This window comes from Brachybacterium sp. SYSU DS0246 (assembly GCF_059391765.1).
In genome coordinates, this window is the sequence record NZ_JBZXYT010000007.1 from 22,856 (window position 1) to 40,502 (window position 17,647).

Consider the following 17,647-nt stretch of genomic DNA (forward strand, 5'->3'; position numbering starts at 1 on the left):
ACATGAGCCCCGTCGAAGCCCGCCCCGGCCATTGGGATCACCCGGCGCCGCGCTCCATCCTGCGCCCCGGGGACGTCATCACCCAGCCCAGCTGGCCGGCCGACCGCGCGGTCCGCAGCCTGCACGTGGTCCGCATCGGAGGCGCGGGCATGTCCGCTGTCGGCCGCCTCGCCCTCGAGGCCGGTCTGCAGGTCAGCGGCTCCGATTCCCAGGACGGCCAGTTCATCGGCCCTCTGCGCGAGGCGGGGGCCCGCATCGGCATCGGCTTCGACGCCGCCCTGCTGGCCGAGGACGTCGACGTGGTCGTGGTCTCCACCGCCGTTCGGCCCGACAACCCCGAGGTCCTCGCAGCGCACGAGCGCGGCATCCCCGTCATCCACCGTGCAGCCGCCCTCGCCGGTCTCCTCGCGGGCAGGGAACTGGTCGCCGTCGCGGGGACGCACGGGAAGACGTCGACCACGGGTATGGCCGTCATGGCGCTGCGGGGCGCCGGCCAGGATCCCGCCTGGGCACTCGGCGCGGCCGTGCCGGACCTCGGTCGCAATGCGGGATTCGGCGGCACCGGCGACCACTCCGCGCCTGGCAGTGACTCCGCGCCCGGCGCCGGCTCCGCGCCCGACGGCGCGACCGGACCCGGCGGTGGCATCGCAGTCATCGAGGCCGACGAGTCCGATGGGTCCTTCCTCGCCTTCTCGCCGCGTTCCCTGGTGGTCACCAACCTCGAGCCCGACCATCTCGACTTCCACGGCGACGAGGAGACCCTCACCGCGGCCTTCGACGCGCTGACCATGCAGATCGTGCCCGGCGGCAGCCTCATCGTCTGTGCCGACGATCCCGGCGCCCGCGCGCTGGGGGAGCGGGCCGCGGCTCGCGGCGTCCCGGTGACCACGTACGGCAGCGATCCCGGCGCCGACTGGCGGGTGCTGTCCGAGCGCGGCGGCGCGGCCGGGGCCGAGATCGAGATCGGGACATCCGCGGACCGGTACACCTGCGAGCTCTCGGTGGCCGGCCATCACAACGTCCTCAACGCGGTCGGGGCCCTGGCGGCCGTGAGCGCCGCCGTCCCTGACGCGGACGTCGGCGCGCTGCTGGGAGGCCTGGCCACCTTCACGGGGGCCTCGCGGCGCTTCGACGTCGCGGGCCTCGCCGGGGGAGTGACCGTCGTCGACGACTACGCCCACCATCCCCGCGAGGTCGCCGCCACCATCGAGGCCGCCCGCGGCATCGTCGAGACGCAGCAGCGCGGCGGTCGCGTGCTGGTCGCGTTCCAGCCTCACCTCTTCTCCCGCACCCGCGACTTCGCGGCGGACTTCGCCGCAGTGCTCGGCGGCGCCGATCGCTCCTGGGTGCTGCCCGTCTACGCGGCCCGCGAGGACCCCGACCCGGGCATCGACGCCCGCACCATCACCGCCCACGCCCCCGGCGCGAGTGTGCAGCCGCTGACGGCGAGCGACCAGCTCCCCGCGACCGTGCGCGAGGTCGCGCGGCCCGGGGACCTGCTGCTCATGCTCGGCGCGGGAGACGTCGTCGAGCTCACGCCTGCCGTGATGGCCGCCCTCGATTCGCCACGGGAGGAGACGTGATGGCTCGCCGCCCCACTGCTCCGCGGCCGGTCCGACCGACCCGGCCCGCATCCCCCGCGGCCCGCCCCGCCGCGACCCGGCGACCGGACGGCTCCTCACCGTCGGCGACGAGTCCCAGCTCCGCGGCGCCTGCCTCCCGGGAGCGGTCCTCGCCCTCGTCGTCCGCGGGATCCTCGGCGACCTCTGCTGCCTCGGCATCATCGCCCGCCTCCGCGAATCCGGCCGCGTCCACGACCTCACCGAACCGGCGTCCGGCGCCGCAGTCCCCGTCACCCGCGCCGGCGCGGACGAGGCCCACCGGGGCGCCGCGTCGCTCGGCGTCATCCCGTCCGGAGACTGCTGGCACCACAGGAACCGCTGGTCCGCGCGCGAGGAGCGTCGGTCGGCGCGGTGACGCCGGTCGCGGCACGGCCGGTGGCGATGGCGCGGAGGGCGGCTCCGTCGTCCCGGCCGCCGGTCGCTTCCGCGACCTCGTCGCGGGCCGCCCCTGGCGCCGCCGCCGCCGGGCGATCCTGGCCACGGTCTCGGCGCTCGCACTGCTGATCGTGGCAGGCCTCGCCACCGCGGTGTTCCTGCCCTCGCTCCAGGTCCGCGAGATCACCATCGCGGGGCTCGGCTACGTCGAGGAGCAGCAGGTGCGCGAAGCGGTCGAGGGCCATACCGGGGACAGCGTGCTGCTGCTGCCGGGCTCCGAGATCGCCGAGGACGTCGCCGGTGTCCCGGGAGTGGAGTCCGCGGAGGTCGAGCGTGCCTGGCCCGACGGCGTCCACGTCACCGTCACCGAGGCCACCCCGGTCGCCCAGCTGACCCGGACCGACGGGAGCACCGGGGTGCTCGACGCCCAGGGGCAGGAGCTTCCCGCCGCAGCGGCCGAGGGGGCCACTCTGGTGCCCTTCGTGCTCGATGAGAACTCCTCGGACCCCGAGGGCGCCACGGCCGCGATGAGCGAGGTCCTCGCCGCCATGCCGGAGACGCTGCGCGGGTCCGTCCAGAAGGTCTCCGCCTCCAGCGACAGCGATGTCACGCTCGAACTCGCCCTGGAGGACGGCGGCACCAAGACGGTCGTGTGGGGCGACGCGGCCGACTCCGAGCTGAAGGTGGATGTGGTCCAGGCACTGGTCTCCCAGCCGGGCGACGTCATCGACGTCTCCTCCCCGGTCGCCCCGGTCACGCGCTGATCTGCCCTCGCCGGCCCACGCTGCGAGCCGGAGCATCCACGGGCGGTGATCCATCCCGCCATCCGCGGCCGACACGCGCCCGTGGTGTTTGCGTGCACGTGTCCTCGTCCATAGCGTCAAAGGAAAGGAGAGGCGCCCCGAAGTCCGAACCTCGAGTCGAGGTTGAGGGTTCTTCGGCAGTCGGCGACCAGATGCGACGCAGGCCCCTCTCTGCAGGTGAACGACAAGAGCAAGGACCCAAACGTGGCCGGAACCCAGATCTCCCTAGCAGTCATCAAGGTCGTCGGCGTCGGCGGCGGAGGTGTCAACGCTGTCAACCGCATGATCGACTCCGGCCTGAAGGGCGTCGAGTTCATCGCGATCAACACCGATGCCCAGGCGCTCCTCATGTCGGACGCGGACGTCAAGCTCGACGTCGGCAAGGAGATCACCCGTGGTCTCGGTGCCGGCGCCGACCCCGAGGTGGGCAAGCGCGCCGCCGAGGACCACGCCGAGGAGATCGAAGAGGTCCTCCGCGGCGCAGACATGGTCTTCGTGACCGCCGGTGAGGGCGGCGGCACCGGCACCGGTGGCGCCCCGGTGGTCGCCAAGATCGCCCGCAGCCTCGGCGCGCTGACGATCGGTGTCGTCACCCGACCCTTCACCTTCGAGGGACGCCGCCGCTCCACGCAGGCGGAGTCCGGCATCGACGCGCTCCAGGCCGAGGTCGACACCCTCATCGTCATCCCCAACGATCGCCTGCTGTCTATCGCGGACAAGCAGGTCTCGATGCTCGATGCCTTCAAATCGGCGGACCAGGTCCTCTTGTCCGGTGTCCAAGGCATCACGGACCTGATCACCACGCCGGGCTTGATCAACCTCGACTTCGCCGACGTCAAATCCGTCATGCAAGGGGCCGGCAGCGCCCTGATGGGCATCGGCTCGGCCCGCGGGGACGACCGTGCCCTGCAGGCCGCCGAGCTCGCCGTCTCCAGCCCGCTGCTGGAGGCTTCGATCGACGGCGCCTACGGCGTGCTGCTCTCCATCCAGGGCGGCAGCGACCTCGGGCTGTACGAGGTCTCCGAGGCCGCTCGCCTGGTCCAGGAGGCCGCCCATCCCGACGCGAACATCATCTTCGGCTCCGTCATCGACGACGCCCTCGGGGACGAGGTCCGGGTGACCGTCATCGCCGCCGGCTTCGAGGGCGGCGGGCCCGCCCCGCGCGCGGAGACCCCGCCGCTGCAGCGCTCCGAGCCGATCCCCGCTCCGCGTGCCTCCTCACAGCAGTCGCAGCCGTCGGCCTCGGGCACGGAGCGGCCGGCCGCTGTCGGCGCGGGCGCCGGTGCGGCCGCCACGCCGGGTGCCTGGGGGCTGCCGCAGCAGACCTTCTCGCCGTCCCGTCAGGACCAGGCCGGATCCGCGACCGAGCAGGCCGGGTCCGCTCAGGGGCAGTACGGCCAGACCGGCCAGAACGGTCAGTCCGGCCAGTACGGTCAGGCCGCCCAGAGCGGTCAGTCGGGACAGAGCGGCCAGGCAGGTCAGAACGGCCAGGCGGAGGAGCACGGTCAGTCCGGTCACCACGGCGGGGAGCAGCAGGCCCAGCCCCCGCAGCAGGGTCAGGACGGCTCACAGTCGGCGCCCCGCACCCAGGAGGAGCCGGCGCGGCCCCCGCGCATCGAGGAGCCGCCGTCGGACGACGACGACCTCGATCTGCCGTCCTTCCTGAAGTGAGCTCAGCTCTCCCGGTGCGGGCCTCGCGACATCGCGGGGCCCGCACCCTGTTCACGGGGCGGACCGGGGGAGTGAGCACCGGAGACTTCACCGGGCTGAACCTCGCACGTCACGTCGGGGACGACGCGGAGTGCGTCGAGCACAATCGTCAGCTGGTGGCGGAGGCAGTCGGTGCGCCGCTCGTGTTCGTCGACCAGGTCCACTCGGCCGACGTCCACGTGCTGCCCGAGACGGGGCCCGTCCCCGCCGTCACGGCGGATGCGCTGGTCACGACCCGGCGCGACGTGGCGCTGGCCATCATGGTCGCCGACTGCCTGCCGGTTCTGCTGTCCGACCCGGTCTCGGGGACCGTCGCGGCGGCCCACGCCGGTCGCGCCGGGCTGCTCGGCGGGGTGCTGGAGAGGACCGTGGTCGAGATGGCGCGCTTCGGTGCCCGGCCCGGGGACGTGACGGTCACCGTCGGCCCGTCGATCTGCGGGCAGTGCTACGAGGTGCCGGAGCAGATGCGGGACCAGGCCGCCGAGCTCCTGCCCGCCGTCCATGCCGTGACCCGCTGGGGCACGCCCGCTCTCGACCTGCGTGCCGGGGCGGTCGCCGTGCTCACCGAGGCCGGGGTCCCGGCGGCCGCGATCGACGCAGGCGCTGCGTGCACACTCGAGGACGAGGAGTACTTCTCCTATCGGCGAGCGGCACGGACCGGTCGCTTCGCCGGCGTGATCCGTCGGGAGTGACCTCGCACGACACGGCCCCACGACACGCCGACCGCTTCCCGTGGAGGCGGAAAGCCCTGCTGTACTTTCTGGGGAGAAGGGCTTCCACGCACTCCCCGTGCTTCCCCGAAGCCCAGGTCAGCGTGAACAACGAACTGGGAGATCTGCGATGGGCAACTGGCGCAACGCCATGGTCGCACTCGGCCTCGCCAATGAGGTCGACGACGAATACTACGAGGACGAGCGGATCCGCCAGGACGAGGCGGCCGCTCCGGCTCGCCGCACCGAGCGTGGCCCGGAGCCCGCACCCGAACGGGAGGCCCAGGTGACCCCGATCCGACAGCGGTCGAACGTGGTGCCCATGGCGCCCGCAGTGGAGGAGTCGATGCATCGCATCACCACGATCCATCCGCGTTCCTACAATGACGCCAAGGCGATCGGCGAGTCCTTCCGTGACGGGGTCCCCGTCATCGTGAACCTCTCGGAGATGCAGGACGGCGACGCCAAGCGCATGGTCGACTTCTGCGCCGGGCTGATCTTCGGCCTGCGCGGCGACATCGAGCGCGTCACCTCCAAGGTCTTCCTGCTCTCGCCGGAGTTCGTCGAGGTCGACGGGGACACCTCGGCCGACGACACCGGCTTCTACAACCAGAGCTGAGCAATTCGGTGCAATTCGTCGCCGCGGTGCTGTACATCGCCGTCCTGGTGTACACACTCGTGCTGCTGGCACGTCTGGTCCTGGAATGGATCCAGGCCTACGCCCGTGACTTCCGCCCCTCGGGGCTGGTGCTGGTGCTCTTCGAGGTCGTCTACACGCTGACCGATCCGCCCGTGAAGGCACTGAGGCGCCTGATCCCTCCGCTGCGCCTGGGCCCCGTCGCCCTCGACCTGAGCCTGATGATCCTGCTCGTCGGCGGCTGGATCCTGCTCGCCGTGCTGGCCCCGCTCGCGCGCTGATGCGCGCGGCGTCCAGGACGTCCTCCAACATCCGCTAGGCTGTCGGCACCGCGCCGTACGCGCACCACGACCCCAGAACGACGAGAAGGTGACCCATGGCTCTGATGCCCGATGACCTGCTGTCCAAGCGGTTCACCCCGGTCCGGTTCTCCGAGGGCTATGACATGGACGAGGTGGACAACTACCTCGACAACGACATCCTGCCGCGCCTGCAAGAGCTGATCGACGAGAACAACCGCCTGACCAAGGAGCTCGAGGAGGCGCACAACCGCATCGCCGAGCTCGAGTCCGCGCCTGCTGCCGCAGCGGCCACCGACGCCCCGGTCGTCGAGGACGAGGCGGTCATCGACGAGACCCCGGTCTCGGCGACGGCGGATGTCGACGCCGAGACGACGGCTCAGCAGCCCGCGGTCGCGGAGGCTCCGGCCGAGGAGCCCGTCGCCGGCGCTCCCGCTGTCGCCGACCAGGGCAGCCCGGACCAGTCCGCGGCCGGCATCATCGCCCTGGCGAACCGCCTTCACGACGAGTACGTCAAGAACGGTGAGGACGAGCGCGACCGGCTCATCTCCGAGGCCAACGAGGAGCACCGCCGCATCGTCTCCGAGGCTGAGGAGAAGTCCCGCACCACGCTGGCCGAGCTCGAGACCAAGAAGGCCGAGCTCGACAAGACCATCGAGGGCCTGCGCACCTTCGAGCGCGACTACCGCAACCGTCTGCGCAACTACCTCGAGAACCAGCTCCGCGAGCTGGACACGAGCGAGACGCAGGACAAGCAGGCGAACTTCGGTCTGTGAACCACGCTGCTTCCACGCCGACGAGCGCCGGGCCCGAGGGGTCCGGCGCTCGCCGCCGTGTGAGCCGTCTCGTCGTCCTGACGGGGATGGCCGCCGTCGCCGCGGTGATCGCCGTGGCCGACCAGATCACCAAGGCATGGGCGGAGCACAACCTGACGGAGCTCGAGCCCCAGCCGTTCCTCGGTGAGGTCCTCCAGCTGACGCTGCTGTACAACTCCGGCGCGGCCTGGGGGATGGGCGCCGGGATCACCCCGGTGGTGACCTGCCTGCAGATGGTCATCGTGACCGGCGTGGTGATCTTCGCCGTGCGCGCGGTGCGTTCGCTCTGGTACACCCTCGCGCTCGGCCTGATTCTCGGCGGGGCCCTGGGCAACATCCATGACCGGCTGCTGCGCGACCCCGGCCCCTTCCGCGGCGAGGTCGTCGATTTCCTCGAGCTGCCCAACTGGCCCGTCTTCAACGTGGCGGACATGGGCGTCGTCGGCGGCGCCATCCTCATCGTGCTGCTGGGGGTGCTCGGCCATGCCGCCGATCCGGCCGAGGCCGAGGCACGAGCTGGAGCGGAGCGGGCAGAGACCTCGCCGTCCGCCGTCGACGGACCGAGCAGCGAGGACGGACCGAGCACGGACGACCGGCCGAGCACGCAGGACCGGCCGAGCACCGACGACGCATCGCCCACGGAGGATCCCCGGTGAGCTCCTCGCGCTTCCTCATGGTTCCCGACGGACTCGCCGGCGAGCGCGTGGACGTGGGCATCTCGCGCATGCTGGGCCTCTCGCGCAGCCGCGCCGCCGACCTCATCGACGGCGGCCACGTCGAGATCGACGGGCAGGCACCGTCACGCTCCACCCGTCTGGAGCCCGGGGCGATGCTGAACGTCGAGCTGCCCGATGAGCGTCCCGCCGCCGAGGTCCGGCCGATGATCGCCGAGGGCATGAGCCTGGTCCACCAGGACGACGACATCGTGGTGATCGACAAGCCCGTCGGCGTCGCCGCACACCCCAGTCCCGGCTGGTCCGGGCCGACGGTGCTGGGGCATCTCGCCGCCGCCGGCGTGAGCATCCGCACCAGCGGTGACCCCGACCGCCAGGGCATCGTCAGCCGGCTGGACGTCGGCACCAGCGGCCTGATGGTCGTCGCCCGCACCGAGCGCGCCTACACCACGCTGAAGGACTCCTTCCGTGCCCGCGAGGTCGGCAAGGTGTATCACGCCGTCTGCCAGGGGAACCCGGACCAGCCGCAGGGCACCATCGAGGCCCCGATCGCCCGCTCCCCGAACCACGACTACAAATTCGCCGTGCGCCGCGACGGGAAGCACTCGGTGACGCACTACGAGACGCTGGAAGCGCTCCACGGCGCCACGCTGCTGAAGGTGCGACTGGAGACCGGCCGCACCCATCAGATCCGCGTGCACCTGGCCGCGCTGCACCATCCGCTGGTGGGCGACCCGCTGTACGGCGCGGATCCGACGCTCGCGGCGCGCATCGGCCTGATCCGTCAGTGGCTCCACGCGATGGAGCTCAGCTTCGTCCATCCGGTCAGCGGCCGGGAGGTCACGTTCGTCTCCCAGTACCCGCGCGACCTGCAGGATGCGCTCGAGGCACTGCGCGGCAGCTGACCGGCCGTGGCAGATCCCGCCGCAGCACCTCGCGCGACGGCCACCGGTGACGCGCCCGAGTCGCGGAGCGGCTACCGTCGAGGCATGAGCGACGAGCAGACCTCCGGTGCGCTGACCCCATCCCGGGACGCGGCCCTGGCAAGGCCCGACTTCCCCTTCGCCCGGGTCGCGCGCCGCCTGGGCATCGACCCGGCCGGCGCAGAGGTGACCCTGCGCGACGACGATCGCGCCCGCGCAGCGATCGCGGAGGCCGCCCGCGCCTACCTCGAGGCCGACGACGCCCGCCGGGCCGGCCGGTCGCCGTCGACGCCCATCGCCCTGGACCCGGACTTCCCGACCGGGGTGGGTATGGCGCTGGTCGGCGCAGCGGTGCTGTGGGACGCGCGCGAGCTGGTGCCGCGCATCGCGCTGCGCGTGGCCAAGGACCATTACGAGGACGGCGCCGACGAGCTCGCTGCGAGCTACATTGCCCTGGTCCAGGAATCGGTCGACCCCGGCGAGAGCAGCACGGACGATGCGTCGGCATGGGCCGCCCAGTCCCTGCTGGTCGCCGTGCTCCAGCGCTCCGGCGACCCGGCCCAGGCCGACGAGATCGCGCGTGACCTCGCCGCCCACGCGATCCCCCTGGACCTGTGGCGCGGTGACGACCCGACCCTCCCGGACGACTCGATGGCCTGGCACGGCGGCGCCTTCGTGGGCGGCATCCCCCCTCGCCGCGACGAGCGCAGCCTCAGCTTCGAGGACGTCCACGACTACATGAACACGCTCCTGTCGGACATGCGCCGCGAGCAGGAGGCCGAAGGCGACGACTCGGGGACCTGAGCCCGCTATTCCCGACACGCCGGACTCGCCGAGGTGACCTCCCCGACGGGTCGGACCGGCCCCGGCGCGGCGCGTCGCAGGGCCTGACTGGCTACCCTGGAACGCATGTCCGACGACTTCGTGCACCTCCACGTCCACACCGATTACTCCCTGCTGGACGGGGCGGCGAAGATCGACAGACTCGTCGAGGAGACGGTCCGCCAGGAGCAGCAGGCCGTGGCCATCACGGACCACGGGTACCTGTTCGGCGCCTACGAGTTCTACAAGACGGCGAAGAACGCCGGGGTCAAGCCGATCATCGGGCTGGAGGCCTATGTGACGCCCGGGACCAGCCGTCACGATCGCACCCGTGTCCAGTGGGGGACCCGCGAGCAGCAGATCGCCGGGGACGATGTCTCCGCTCGTGGCGCCTATACCCACATGACGCTGCTCTCGCGCAGCACCGCGGGCATGCACAACCTCTTCCGGCTGGGCTCGGAGGCCTCGCTGGACGGCCAAATGGGCAAGTGGCCCCGGATGGACCGCGAGATCCTCTCGAAGTACTCCGACGGGCTGATCGCCACCTCCGGCTGCCCCTCCGGCGAGATCCAGACCCGCCTCCGGCTGGGCCACTTCGACGAGGCGGTCAAGGCGGCCGGCGAGTTCCAGGACATGTTCGGCAAGGAGAACTACTTCATCGAGCTGATGGACCACGGCCTGTCCATCGAGCAACGGGTGACCAAGGATCTGTTGGCGGTGGCCAAGGCTGTCGGCGCCCCGCTGGTGGCGACCAACGACCTCCACTACGTGCGCGAGGAGGACGCCACCATCCAGGACGTCCTGCTGTGCATCAACTCCGGGTCGCGCCTGAGTGACCCCGACCGCTTCAAGTTCGGCGGCTCCGGCTACTTCCTGAAGTCCGCCGCCCAGATGCGCGAGCTGTTCCGCGAGTTCCCCGAGGCCTGCGACAACACTCTGCGCATCGCCGAGATGTGCGACGTCCACTTCCGCACCACGGACGAGGGCGCGAACTACATGCCCAACTTCCCCACCCCGCCCGGGGAGGACGAGGAGTCCTGGTTCGTCAAGGAGGTCCAGCGCGGCCTGGAGTACCGCTACCCGATGGGCATCCCCGACGCGGTCAAGCAGCGTGCCGACTACGAGGTCGGCATCATCCTGCAGATGGGGTTTCCCGGCTACTTCCTGGTCGTCTCGGACTACATCAAGTGGGCCAAGGAGCAGGGCATCCGCGTGGGGCCGGGCCGTGGCTCCGGCGCGGGCTCGATGGTCGCCTACGCCATGCGCATCACCGATCTCGACCCGCTCGAGCACGGGCTTCTGTTCGAGCGGTTCCTGAACCCCGACCGCGTCTCCATGCCCGACTTCGACGTCGACTTCGATGATCGCCGCCGCGGCGAGGTCATCGAGTACGTGGAGCGCAAGTACGGTGACGACCGCATCGCACAGGTCATCACCTACGGCGTGATGAAGACGAAGAACTCCCTCAAGGACGCCGCTCGCGTCCTGGACTACCCGTACGCGATGGGCGACCGTCTCTCCAAGGCGCTGCCGCCGACGGTGATGGGCAAGGACATCCCGATCAAGGGCATCTTCGACCCCGATCATCCGCGCTACGCCGAGGCGGGGGAGTTCCGCAAGATCCACGACGAGGACCCCGACGTCCAGAAGGTCGTCGAGATCGCCAAGGGCGTCGAGGGCCTGACCCGCGGCTGGGGCGTCCACGCCTGCGCGGTCATCATGTCCAGCGACCCGCTGATCGACATCGTGCCGATGATGCGCCGCCCCTCCGACGGCCAGATCATCACCCAGTTCGAGTACCCCACCCTGGAGACCCTCGGGCTGCTGAAGATGGACTTCCTGGGCCTGCGGAACCTCACCGTCCTCTCGGACGCGGTCGACAACATGGCGCGCAACGGGAAGACCCCGCCGGATCTGGAGCAGCTGCCCTTCGACGACGAGAAGACCTACGAGCTGCTCCAGCGCGGCGACACCCTGGGCGTCTTCCAGCTCGATGGCAGCGGCATGCGCACGCTGCTGCGGCAGATGAAGCCCGACCAGTTCGGCGATATCACCGCCGTCTCCGCGCTGTACCGCCCGGGGCCGATGGGCATGAACTCGCACACCAACTACGCGCTGCGCAAGAACGGGCTGCAGGAGATCACCCCGATCCACCCCGAGCTCGAGGAGCCGCTCGCCGAGATCCTCGGCGAGACCTACGGGGTCCTGGTCTACCAGGAGCAGGTGATGCAGACGGCGCAGAAGGTCGCCGGATACAGCCTCGGCCAAGCCGACATCCTGCGCCGCGCGATGGGCAAGAAGAAGCTCGCGGAGCTGGACAAGCAGTACGTCTCCTTCGAAGCCGGCATGCGGGAGAACGGGTACTCCCCGGAGGCGGTCAAGGCCCTGTGGGAGACGCTGCTGCCCTTCGCCGACTACGCGTTCAACAAGTCCCACTCGGCCGCCTACGGCGTGGTCTCCTACTGGACCGCCTACCTCAAGGCCAACCACCCCACCGAGTACATGGCGGCCCTGCTGACCTCCACCCAGGAGAACCGCGACCGTCTGGGCCTGTACCTCGGGGACTGCCGCCACCGCGGCATCACGGTGCTGCCGCCGGACGTCAACGAATCCGACCTCTACTTCTCCGCCGTCGGCGACGACATCCGCTTCGGTCTCTCGGCGATCCGCAATGTCGGCGCCCACGTGGTCGAGGAGATCATCAAGACGCGGGAGGAGAAGGGCGCCTTCACCTCCTTCACGGACTTCCTGGACAAGGTCCCGCTGTCGGTGTGCAACAAGCGCACCATCGAGTCCCTGATCAAGGGCGGCGCCTTCGACTCCCTGGGCGCGAACCGCCGCTCCCTGGTGCTGATCCATGAGGACGCGGTCGATTCCGTGGTCGACGTCAAGCGCAAGGAGGCCCAGGGCCAGTACGACCTGTTCGCCGACGTCTTCGGAGGCGCCGGCGGTGGTGACGACGGGGTGGCCACCGGCTCGGCCGCCACCATCGTCGTCCCCGACGTCCCCGAGTGGGACCGCAAGGAGAAGCTCGCCTTCGAGCGCAACATGCTGGGCCTGTACGTCTCGGACCACCCCCTGTACGGCCTCGAGCACGTCATCGCCCAGAACTCCTCGACGTCGATCAGTGCGCTCGCCGACGATGGCGCCGTCGAGGACGGCTCCATGGTCACCATCGCCGGGCTGATCACGTCGCTGCAGCGCAAGACCACCAAGAAGGGCGACATGTGGGCCATCGCCACGGTCGAGGACCTCGAGGGCTCCATCGACTGCCTGATGTTCCCCTCGACCTACCAGACGGTGGCCACGGAGCTCGCCGAGGACCTCATCGTCTCGATGAAGGGTCGGGTGGACACCTCCAAGGGCATGCCCGAGCTGCGCGTGATGGAGATGTCGATCCCGGAGACGGGCGCAGGCCCCGACGGGCCCGTCGTGATCGCTCTGCCGGCGATGCGCGCCACCAGTGCTGTCGCCGAGAAGCTGCGTGGGGTGCTCGAGGACAACCCCGGCTCCAGCGAGGTGCGTCTGCGCCTGCAGGAACCGGGACGCACCACGCTCATGCAGCTGGACAAGCGCCTCTCGGTGTCGCCGTCGGCCGCACTGTACGCCTCCCTGAAGGCCCTGCTGGGCCCCAGCTGCCTGCAGTGACGGCGCTGCCCGGCGTGCTGGAACGGGGCGCGCTGGATTAGCGTAGGTCCATGAGCATCGCCGACGACCTGCTGCCCGCCTCCCTGCTGGACACGTTCCGCGAGCGCGCCGTGATCCACGACCGGGAGAACACCTTCCCGGAGCAGGATCTCGCGGATCTGCGCGAGCGCGGCTACCTGCGCCTGCTGGTGCCGGTCGAGCTCGGCGGTCTCGGCGCGAGCCTGCTGGAGGCGACCCAGGTCCAGCGGCGCCTGGCGCAGGCCGCGCCGGCCACGGCGCTGGCGATGAACATGCATCTCGTGGTGACCGGTGCCTCCCTGCACGCCCACCGGCTCGGAGCCGGCTCGGTGCGCACGATGCTCGAGGACGCGGCGGCGAACCGTCTGTTCGCCTTCGGGATCTCCGAGCCCGGCAACGAGGCCATGCTGTTCGACTCCTCGACCCGGGCCGACGCCCGGCGCGACGGCGGCTACCAGGTCAGCGGCACCAAGATCTTCACCTCCCTCGCCCCCGTGTGGGACCGCCTCGTGGTCCACGGCCGGCTCGCCCGCACCTCCGAAGTCGATCCTCGCCTGGTGTTCGGCGTGATAGAGCGCACCGACGCCGTCGAGACGGTCCCGGACTGGGACACGCATGGGATGCGGGCCACGCAGTCGTGCACCACCGTGCTGGACCGGGCCCCGATCGCCGCGGACCGGGTCCTGGCGCTGACCCCCGTCGGCCCCAATCAGGACCCGTTCGTGATGGGCATCTTCGGTGCGTTCGAGTTGCTGATCGCCTCGGTGTACACCGGCATCGCAGAGCGCGCGATCATCGTCGGCGCGGACCTCGCCACCACGCGCCGCAACGTCACGCGCGGCATCGTCCACGCCGACGACCCCGACATCCGCTGGCGCCTCGCCGACGCCGCGATCGCCGTCGACGGAGTGGTCCTGCAGATCGACAAGCTCATGGCCGACCTCGACGCGTTGGGGTTGGGGGAGAGCGGCGTCGGCGTGACCGACCACGGCCCCAAATGGTTCCAGCACTTCTCCGGGGTGAAGTCCCGAGCCACCGAGGTTGCCATCGGTGCGGTCGACCAGGTCCTCCGCGCCAGCGGCGGGGCCCAGTACTTCCGGCGCAGCGAGCTCGAACGGCTCTCCCGGGACGTGCGTGCCGCGATGTACCACCCCTCCGACGCTGAGTCCGTCCACGCCTCCTACGCGAAGTCGCTGCTGGGCGAGATCGGCGGCACGCGGCCGGTGCTGCCGCGATGACTGCACGTACGACGATCGCCCCGGCCCTCCAGGAGGAGTGCCGGGGCGATCGATGGCCTCGCGGAGGCGCTTGACCTGAGCGGGCTCAGGAGGTCTCGTCGGCGGGAACGGGGAGGTCGTCCGCCGGCTCGGGAGCGGTGGACGACGGTGCCGCGCCGGCGGACTCGGACTGCTCGCGCACCACGCGACCGCCCTCGGCGGCGCGCTGGAGGGTGTCCTGGAAGTCCACACCGGTGGTGGACTTGACCATGTCGAGCACCTGGGCGAGACCGACCGAGATGTTCTGGCCGATCTTGGCCTCCCCATCGGTGGAGAACACCGAGAGGTTGTCGATGTTCGAGTAGGGCGCCGCCAGCTCATTGGCGACGGACGGCAGCACCTCGAGCACCTGCGCGAGGACCGCGGCGTCGTTGAACTGCTTGTACGCCTCGGCACGGGCACGCGTCGTCTCCGCCTCGGCGTCACCCTTGGCCAGGATGGCGGCCGCCTCGGCCTCACCCTTGGCGCGCAGCGAGTCGGCCTCGGCCTGACCCTCGAGCCGGACCGCCTCGGCGTCCTTCGAACGACGCTGCAGCTCGACCTCGGCCTCGGCCCGGCCCCGGGCCTCGATCGAGAATGCTTCCGCCTCGGAGGTGACCTTGCGGGCCTCCGCGCGGTTGCGCTCGTCGGTCAGCTCCGCCTCGGACTGCGCCACGCGGGCGTACTTCTTGGAGTCGGCGTCCTGCTGCTCGGCGTAGCGCTTGGCCTCGGCCGGCTTGTGGACCTCCGCGATCAGCTGCTTCTCGCGCAGGTCGTTGTTGCGGACAGCGATCAGCTCGTCCTGCTCGATGATCTTCTGCTGCTGCGCGGCGCGGGCCAGCGGACCGGCGGCGTCCGCGATCGCCTGACGGGCGTCGGTCTCCTCCTTGATCTCGGCCTGGCGCAGATCGAAGGACTGCTTCGATTCCGCCTCCTGCTGCAGGTTGAGGTTCTTCGCCTGGGTGGACTCCCGGTTGGCGTCCGATTCGGCGATGGCGGCGCGCTTGGCCACCAGGGCCGCCTCGGGCCGGCCCCAGTCGCGCAGGTACGAGCCGTCGTCCTCGATCGCGGAGATCTGGAAGGTATCGATGACCAGACCCTGATTGTTCATCGAATGCTCGGCCTCGGCCTGGACCTGGCTGGCGAAGGATGCGCGATCGCGGATGATCTGCTCGACCGTCAGCGTGCCGACCACGGCGCGCAGGGTGCCCGAGAGGATCTCCTGGGTGTAGTGGTCGATCTGCTGCTGCTGATCGAGGAAGCGCTGCGAGGCCTTGCGGACATCCTCGATATTGCCGCCGACCTTGACCTGCGCCACCCCGCGCAGTCGCAGGAAGATGCCGTTCATCGAGTAGCCCTCGACCTCGACCGGGATCTGCCGCGAGCTCAGGCTCAGCACGAACGCGCGGTCCACGATGGGCCGCACGATAGCGCGACCGCCGATGATCACACGGGCGCTGCCCGATTCGAGATCGATGTCGCCGGTCGGGCTGGTCTTCGCATTGCGGCCGGTGATGATCAGTGCTTCGTTCGGAGCCGCGATCCGATAGCTGCGCATCAGCATCACGGCCAGGATCAGGACCGCGACGAGCAGCACAGCCGCGCCGCCCAGGATCGGTATGAGTGCTTCCATGGAGTCCCCTCAGTCAGTAGTGGGCGGATCTCCTCCGTCCGAGACCCGCCGAGGGACAGTCTTCCATCGAACGCCGCTGTATGGCGGTCGATCTCAGAACCGGACCAGATGCCGCTGACCTGGGGCGATACGCCAATCGCCGGCACGGTCCCAGCGCTCGTCTCACCATGTGTGCAGTACGTCCGCATGATGGGATGTGCGGGCTAGGGTCGGCGCTCGTGAACAGCACTCCGCCTTCTCCCCACCTCACGTCCGCGCCTGCGGCGGCACCAGCCAACACGCGCGGGCGCGTCATCACCGCGTCGATGGTCGGCACGACGATCGAGTTCTTCGACTTCTACGCGTACGCCACTGCGGCGTCCCTGGTCTTCCCGCAGCTCTTCTTCCCCACCCAGACCCCGGCGAACCAGCTGCTGAGCTCGTTCGCGGTCTTCGGAGTCGCGTTCGTGGCCCGGCCGCTGGGCTCCCTCATGTTCGGTCACTTCGGGGACCGCGTCGGTCGCAAGACCACGCTGGTGGCGAGCCTGCTGGTGATGGGCATCGCCACGTTCCTGATCGGTGTGCTGCCCACCGCATCGACGCCCGGCTTCGCGTTCCTGGCGCCGGCCATCCTGGTCCTCCTGCGCTTCTGCCAGGGCGTGGGCCTCGGCGGGGAGTGGTCCGGCGCCGCGCTGCTGGCGACCGAGAACGCCCCGCCGGGCAAGCGCGCGCTGTACGGGACGTTCCCGCAGCTCGGCGCGCCGATCGGGTTCATCCTCTCGAACCTGCTGTTCGTGGTCCTCAGCGTCACGATGACCGACGAGCAGTTCATGACGTGGGGCTGGCGACTGCCGTTCCTGCTCTCGGCCATCCTGGTCGTGGTGGGCCTGTGGGTGCGGCTGAAACTCATGGAGAGCCCGGCGTTCCAGAAGGTCATCGACGAGCAGCGGGTCGCCGCGGTGCCGATCGCCCGGGTCTTCCGCACCGCCTGGAAGCCGCTGATCCTGGCCACCATCGCCATGGTCGCCACCTACGTGCTCTTCTACCTGATGACCGCCTTTCTCATGGTCGTCGGCACCACCGTCGCCGACGAGGAGACCGCCCGCGCCGCCGCCGAAGCCGCCGGCAACGAGTTCAACCCCGACGCCTTCACGCCGGGCCTCGGCTATGAGCGGCCCGAGTTCCTGACCATGCTGATCATCGGCGTCGTGTTCTTCGGGATCTTCACCCTGGTCTCCGGTCCGCTCGCGGACCGGATCGGTCGCCGCAAGCTGCTGCTCGGCGTCACCGCCGGGATCGCCGTCTTCGGCCTCCTGATCGAGCCCCTGATCCACGCCGGCACGATCGGTGTGATGGCCACGCTGATCCTCGGATTCACGCTGATGGGCCTCACGTTCGGACCGATGGCGGCGTTCCTCCCGGAGATGTTCACGGCCGACGTCCGCTACACCGGCAGCGCGGTCAGCTACAACATGGCCTCGGTGATCGGAGCCGCGCCCGCCCCGTACGCGATGATCGCGCTGTGGCAGCTGATGGACGGTCCGCTGTGGCTGGTGGGCGGCTACCTGACGCTCGCCGCATTCATCACGCTCGCCGCACTGCTCATCGGCAAGGAGACCCGCGAGATCGACTACCTGGCGTGACTGTTCGACTGCGCGGCTGCCGCGTGCGCGGTCACGTGGTCGACGAGCACGGTTCACGTCAGAAGAGGGCGGCCCCGTCA

14 protein-coding genes are annotated in these 17,647 nt (G+C 70.4%); 13 read left to right on the forward strand and 1 reads right to left on the reverse strand.

What is annotated here, in order from left to right; all coding sequences use genetic code 11:
- The first annotated feature begins 2 nt into the window (after positions 1–2).
- The 12 genes from AC5020_RS04880 (at position 3) to AC5020_RS04935 (ending at position 14,294) form a co-directional block, all read left to right on the forward strand.
- Complete coding sequence (locus tag AC5020_RS04880) at positions 3–1,583, forward strand: UDP-N-acetylmuramate--L-alanine ligase (protein WP_464987442.1); 1,581 nt, start codon at positions 3–5, stop codon at positions 1,581–1,583.
- A 545-nt stretch (positions 1,584–2,128) separates the two neighbouring features.
- Complete coding sequence (locus AC5020_RS04885; protein ID WP_377019029.1) at positions 2,129–2,761, forward strand: cell division protein FtsQ/DivIB; 633 nt, start codon at positions 2,129–2,131, stop codon at positions 2,759–2,761.
- 243 nt (positions 2,762–3,004) lie between these two features.
- Entirely contained in the window at positions 3,005–4,471 is a 1,467-nt protein-coding gene (gene ftsZ, locus AC5020_RS04890) for a cell division protein FtsZ (protein ID WP_377019031.1), read from the forward strand.
- A 14-nt stretch (positions 4,472–4,485) separates the two neighbouring features.
- Complete coding sequence (pgeF, locus tag AC5020_RS04895; RefSeq protein ID WP_464987494.1) at positions 4,486–5,202, forward strand: peptidoglycan editing factor PgeF; 717 nt, start codon at positions 4,486–4,488, stop codon at positions 5,200–5,202.
- Positions 5,203–5,350: 148 nt separating this feature from the next.
- Entirely contained in the window at positions 5,351–5,839 is a 489-nt protein-coding gene (locus AC5020_RS04900; RefSeq protein WP_377019032.1) for a cell division protein SepF, read from the forward strand.
- Between the two features lie 8 nt (positions 5,840–5,847).
- Positions 5,848–6,138: a YggT family protein gene (locus AC5020_RS04905; RefSeq protein WP_377019034.1), complete on the forward strand. Its 291-nt coding sequence runs from the start codon at positions 5,848–5,850 to the stop codon at positions 6,136–6,138.
- Positions 6,139–6,233: 95 nt separating this feature from the next.
- Positions 6,234–6,932, forward strand: coding sequence for a DivIVA domain-containing protein (locus tag AC5020_RS04910; RefSeq protein ID WP_377019035.1), 699 nt, complete (start codon positions 6,234–6,236; stop codon positions 6,930–6,932).
- Positions 6,929–7,627 (forward strand): signal peptidase II, encoded by a 699-nt coding sequence (gene lspA / locus AC5020_RS04915; RefSeq protein ID WP_464987443.1) that lies wholly within the window; start codon positions 6,929–6,931, stop codon positions 7,625–7,627. The genes AC5020_RS04910 and lspA overlap by 4 nt, the downstream gene beginning before the upstream one ends.
- On the forward strand, positions 7,624–8,550 hold the full coding sequence (locus AC5020_RS04920) for an RluA family pseudouridine synthase (RefSeq protein WP_494564394.1): 927 nt from the start codon (positions 7,624–7,626) through the stop codon (positions 8,548–8,550). Before lspA ends, AC5020_RS04920 begins: the two co-directional genes overlap by 4 nt.
- Before the next feature lie 84 nt (positions 8,551–8,634).
- Positions 8,635–9,372, forward strand: coding sequence for a hypothetical protein (locus AC5020_RS04925; protein ID WP_377019038.1), 738 nt, complete (start codon positions 8,635–8,637; stop codon positions 9,370–9,372).
- A gap of 105 nt (positions 9,373–9,477) precedes the next feature.
- Positions 9,478–13,038 (forward strand): DNA polymerase III subunit alpha, encoded by a 3,561-nt coding sequence (gene dnaE, locus AC5020_RS04930; protein WP_377019039.1) that lies wholly within the window; start codon positions 9,478–9,480, stop codon positions 13,036–13,038.
- 50 nt (positions 13,039–13,088) lie between these two features.
- Positions 13,089–14,294 carry an acyl-CoA dehydrogenase family protein gene (locus AC5020_RS04935; RefSeq protein WP_377019040.1) on the forward strand — a complete coding sequence of 402 codons (1,206 nt, stop codon included), beginning with the start codon at positions 13,089–13,091 and terminating at the stop codon, positions 14,292–14,294.
- 85 nt (positions 14,295–14,379) lie between these two features.
- Here the strand turns inward: AC5020_RS04935 and AC5020_RS04940 are convergent, their stop codons facing one another.
- Positions 14,380–15,945, reverse strand: coding sequence for a flotillin family protein (locus AC5020_RS04940; protein ID WP_377019041.1), 1,566 nt, complete (start codon positions 15,943–15,945; stop codon positions 14,380–14,382).
- A gap of 218 nt (positions 15,946–16,163) precedes the next feature.
- Here AC5020_RS04940 and AC5020_RS04945 point away from each other — a divergent pair, with 218 nt between their 5' ends.
- Complete coding sequence (locus AC5020_RS04945) at positions 16,164–17,567, forward strand: MFS transporter (RefSeq protein WP_377803294.1); 1,404 nt, start codon at positions 16,164–16,166, stop codon at positions 17,565–17,567.
- Positions 17,568–17,647: the final 80 nt, after the last annotated feature.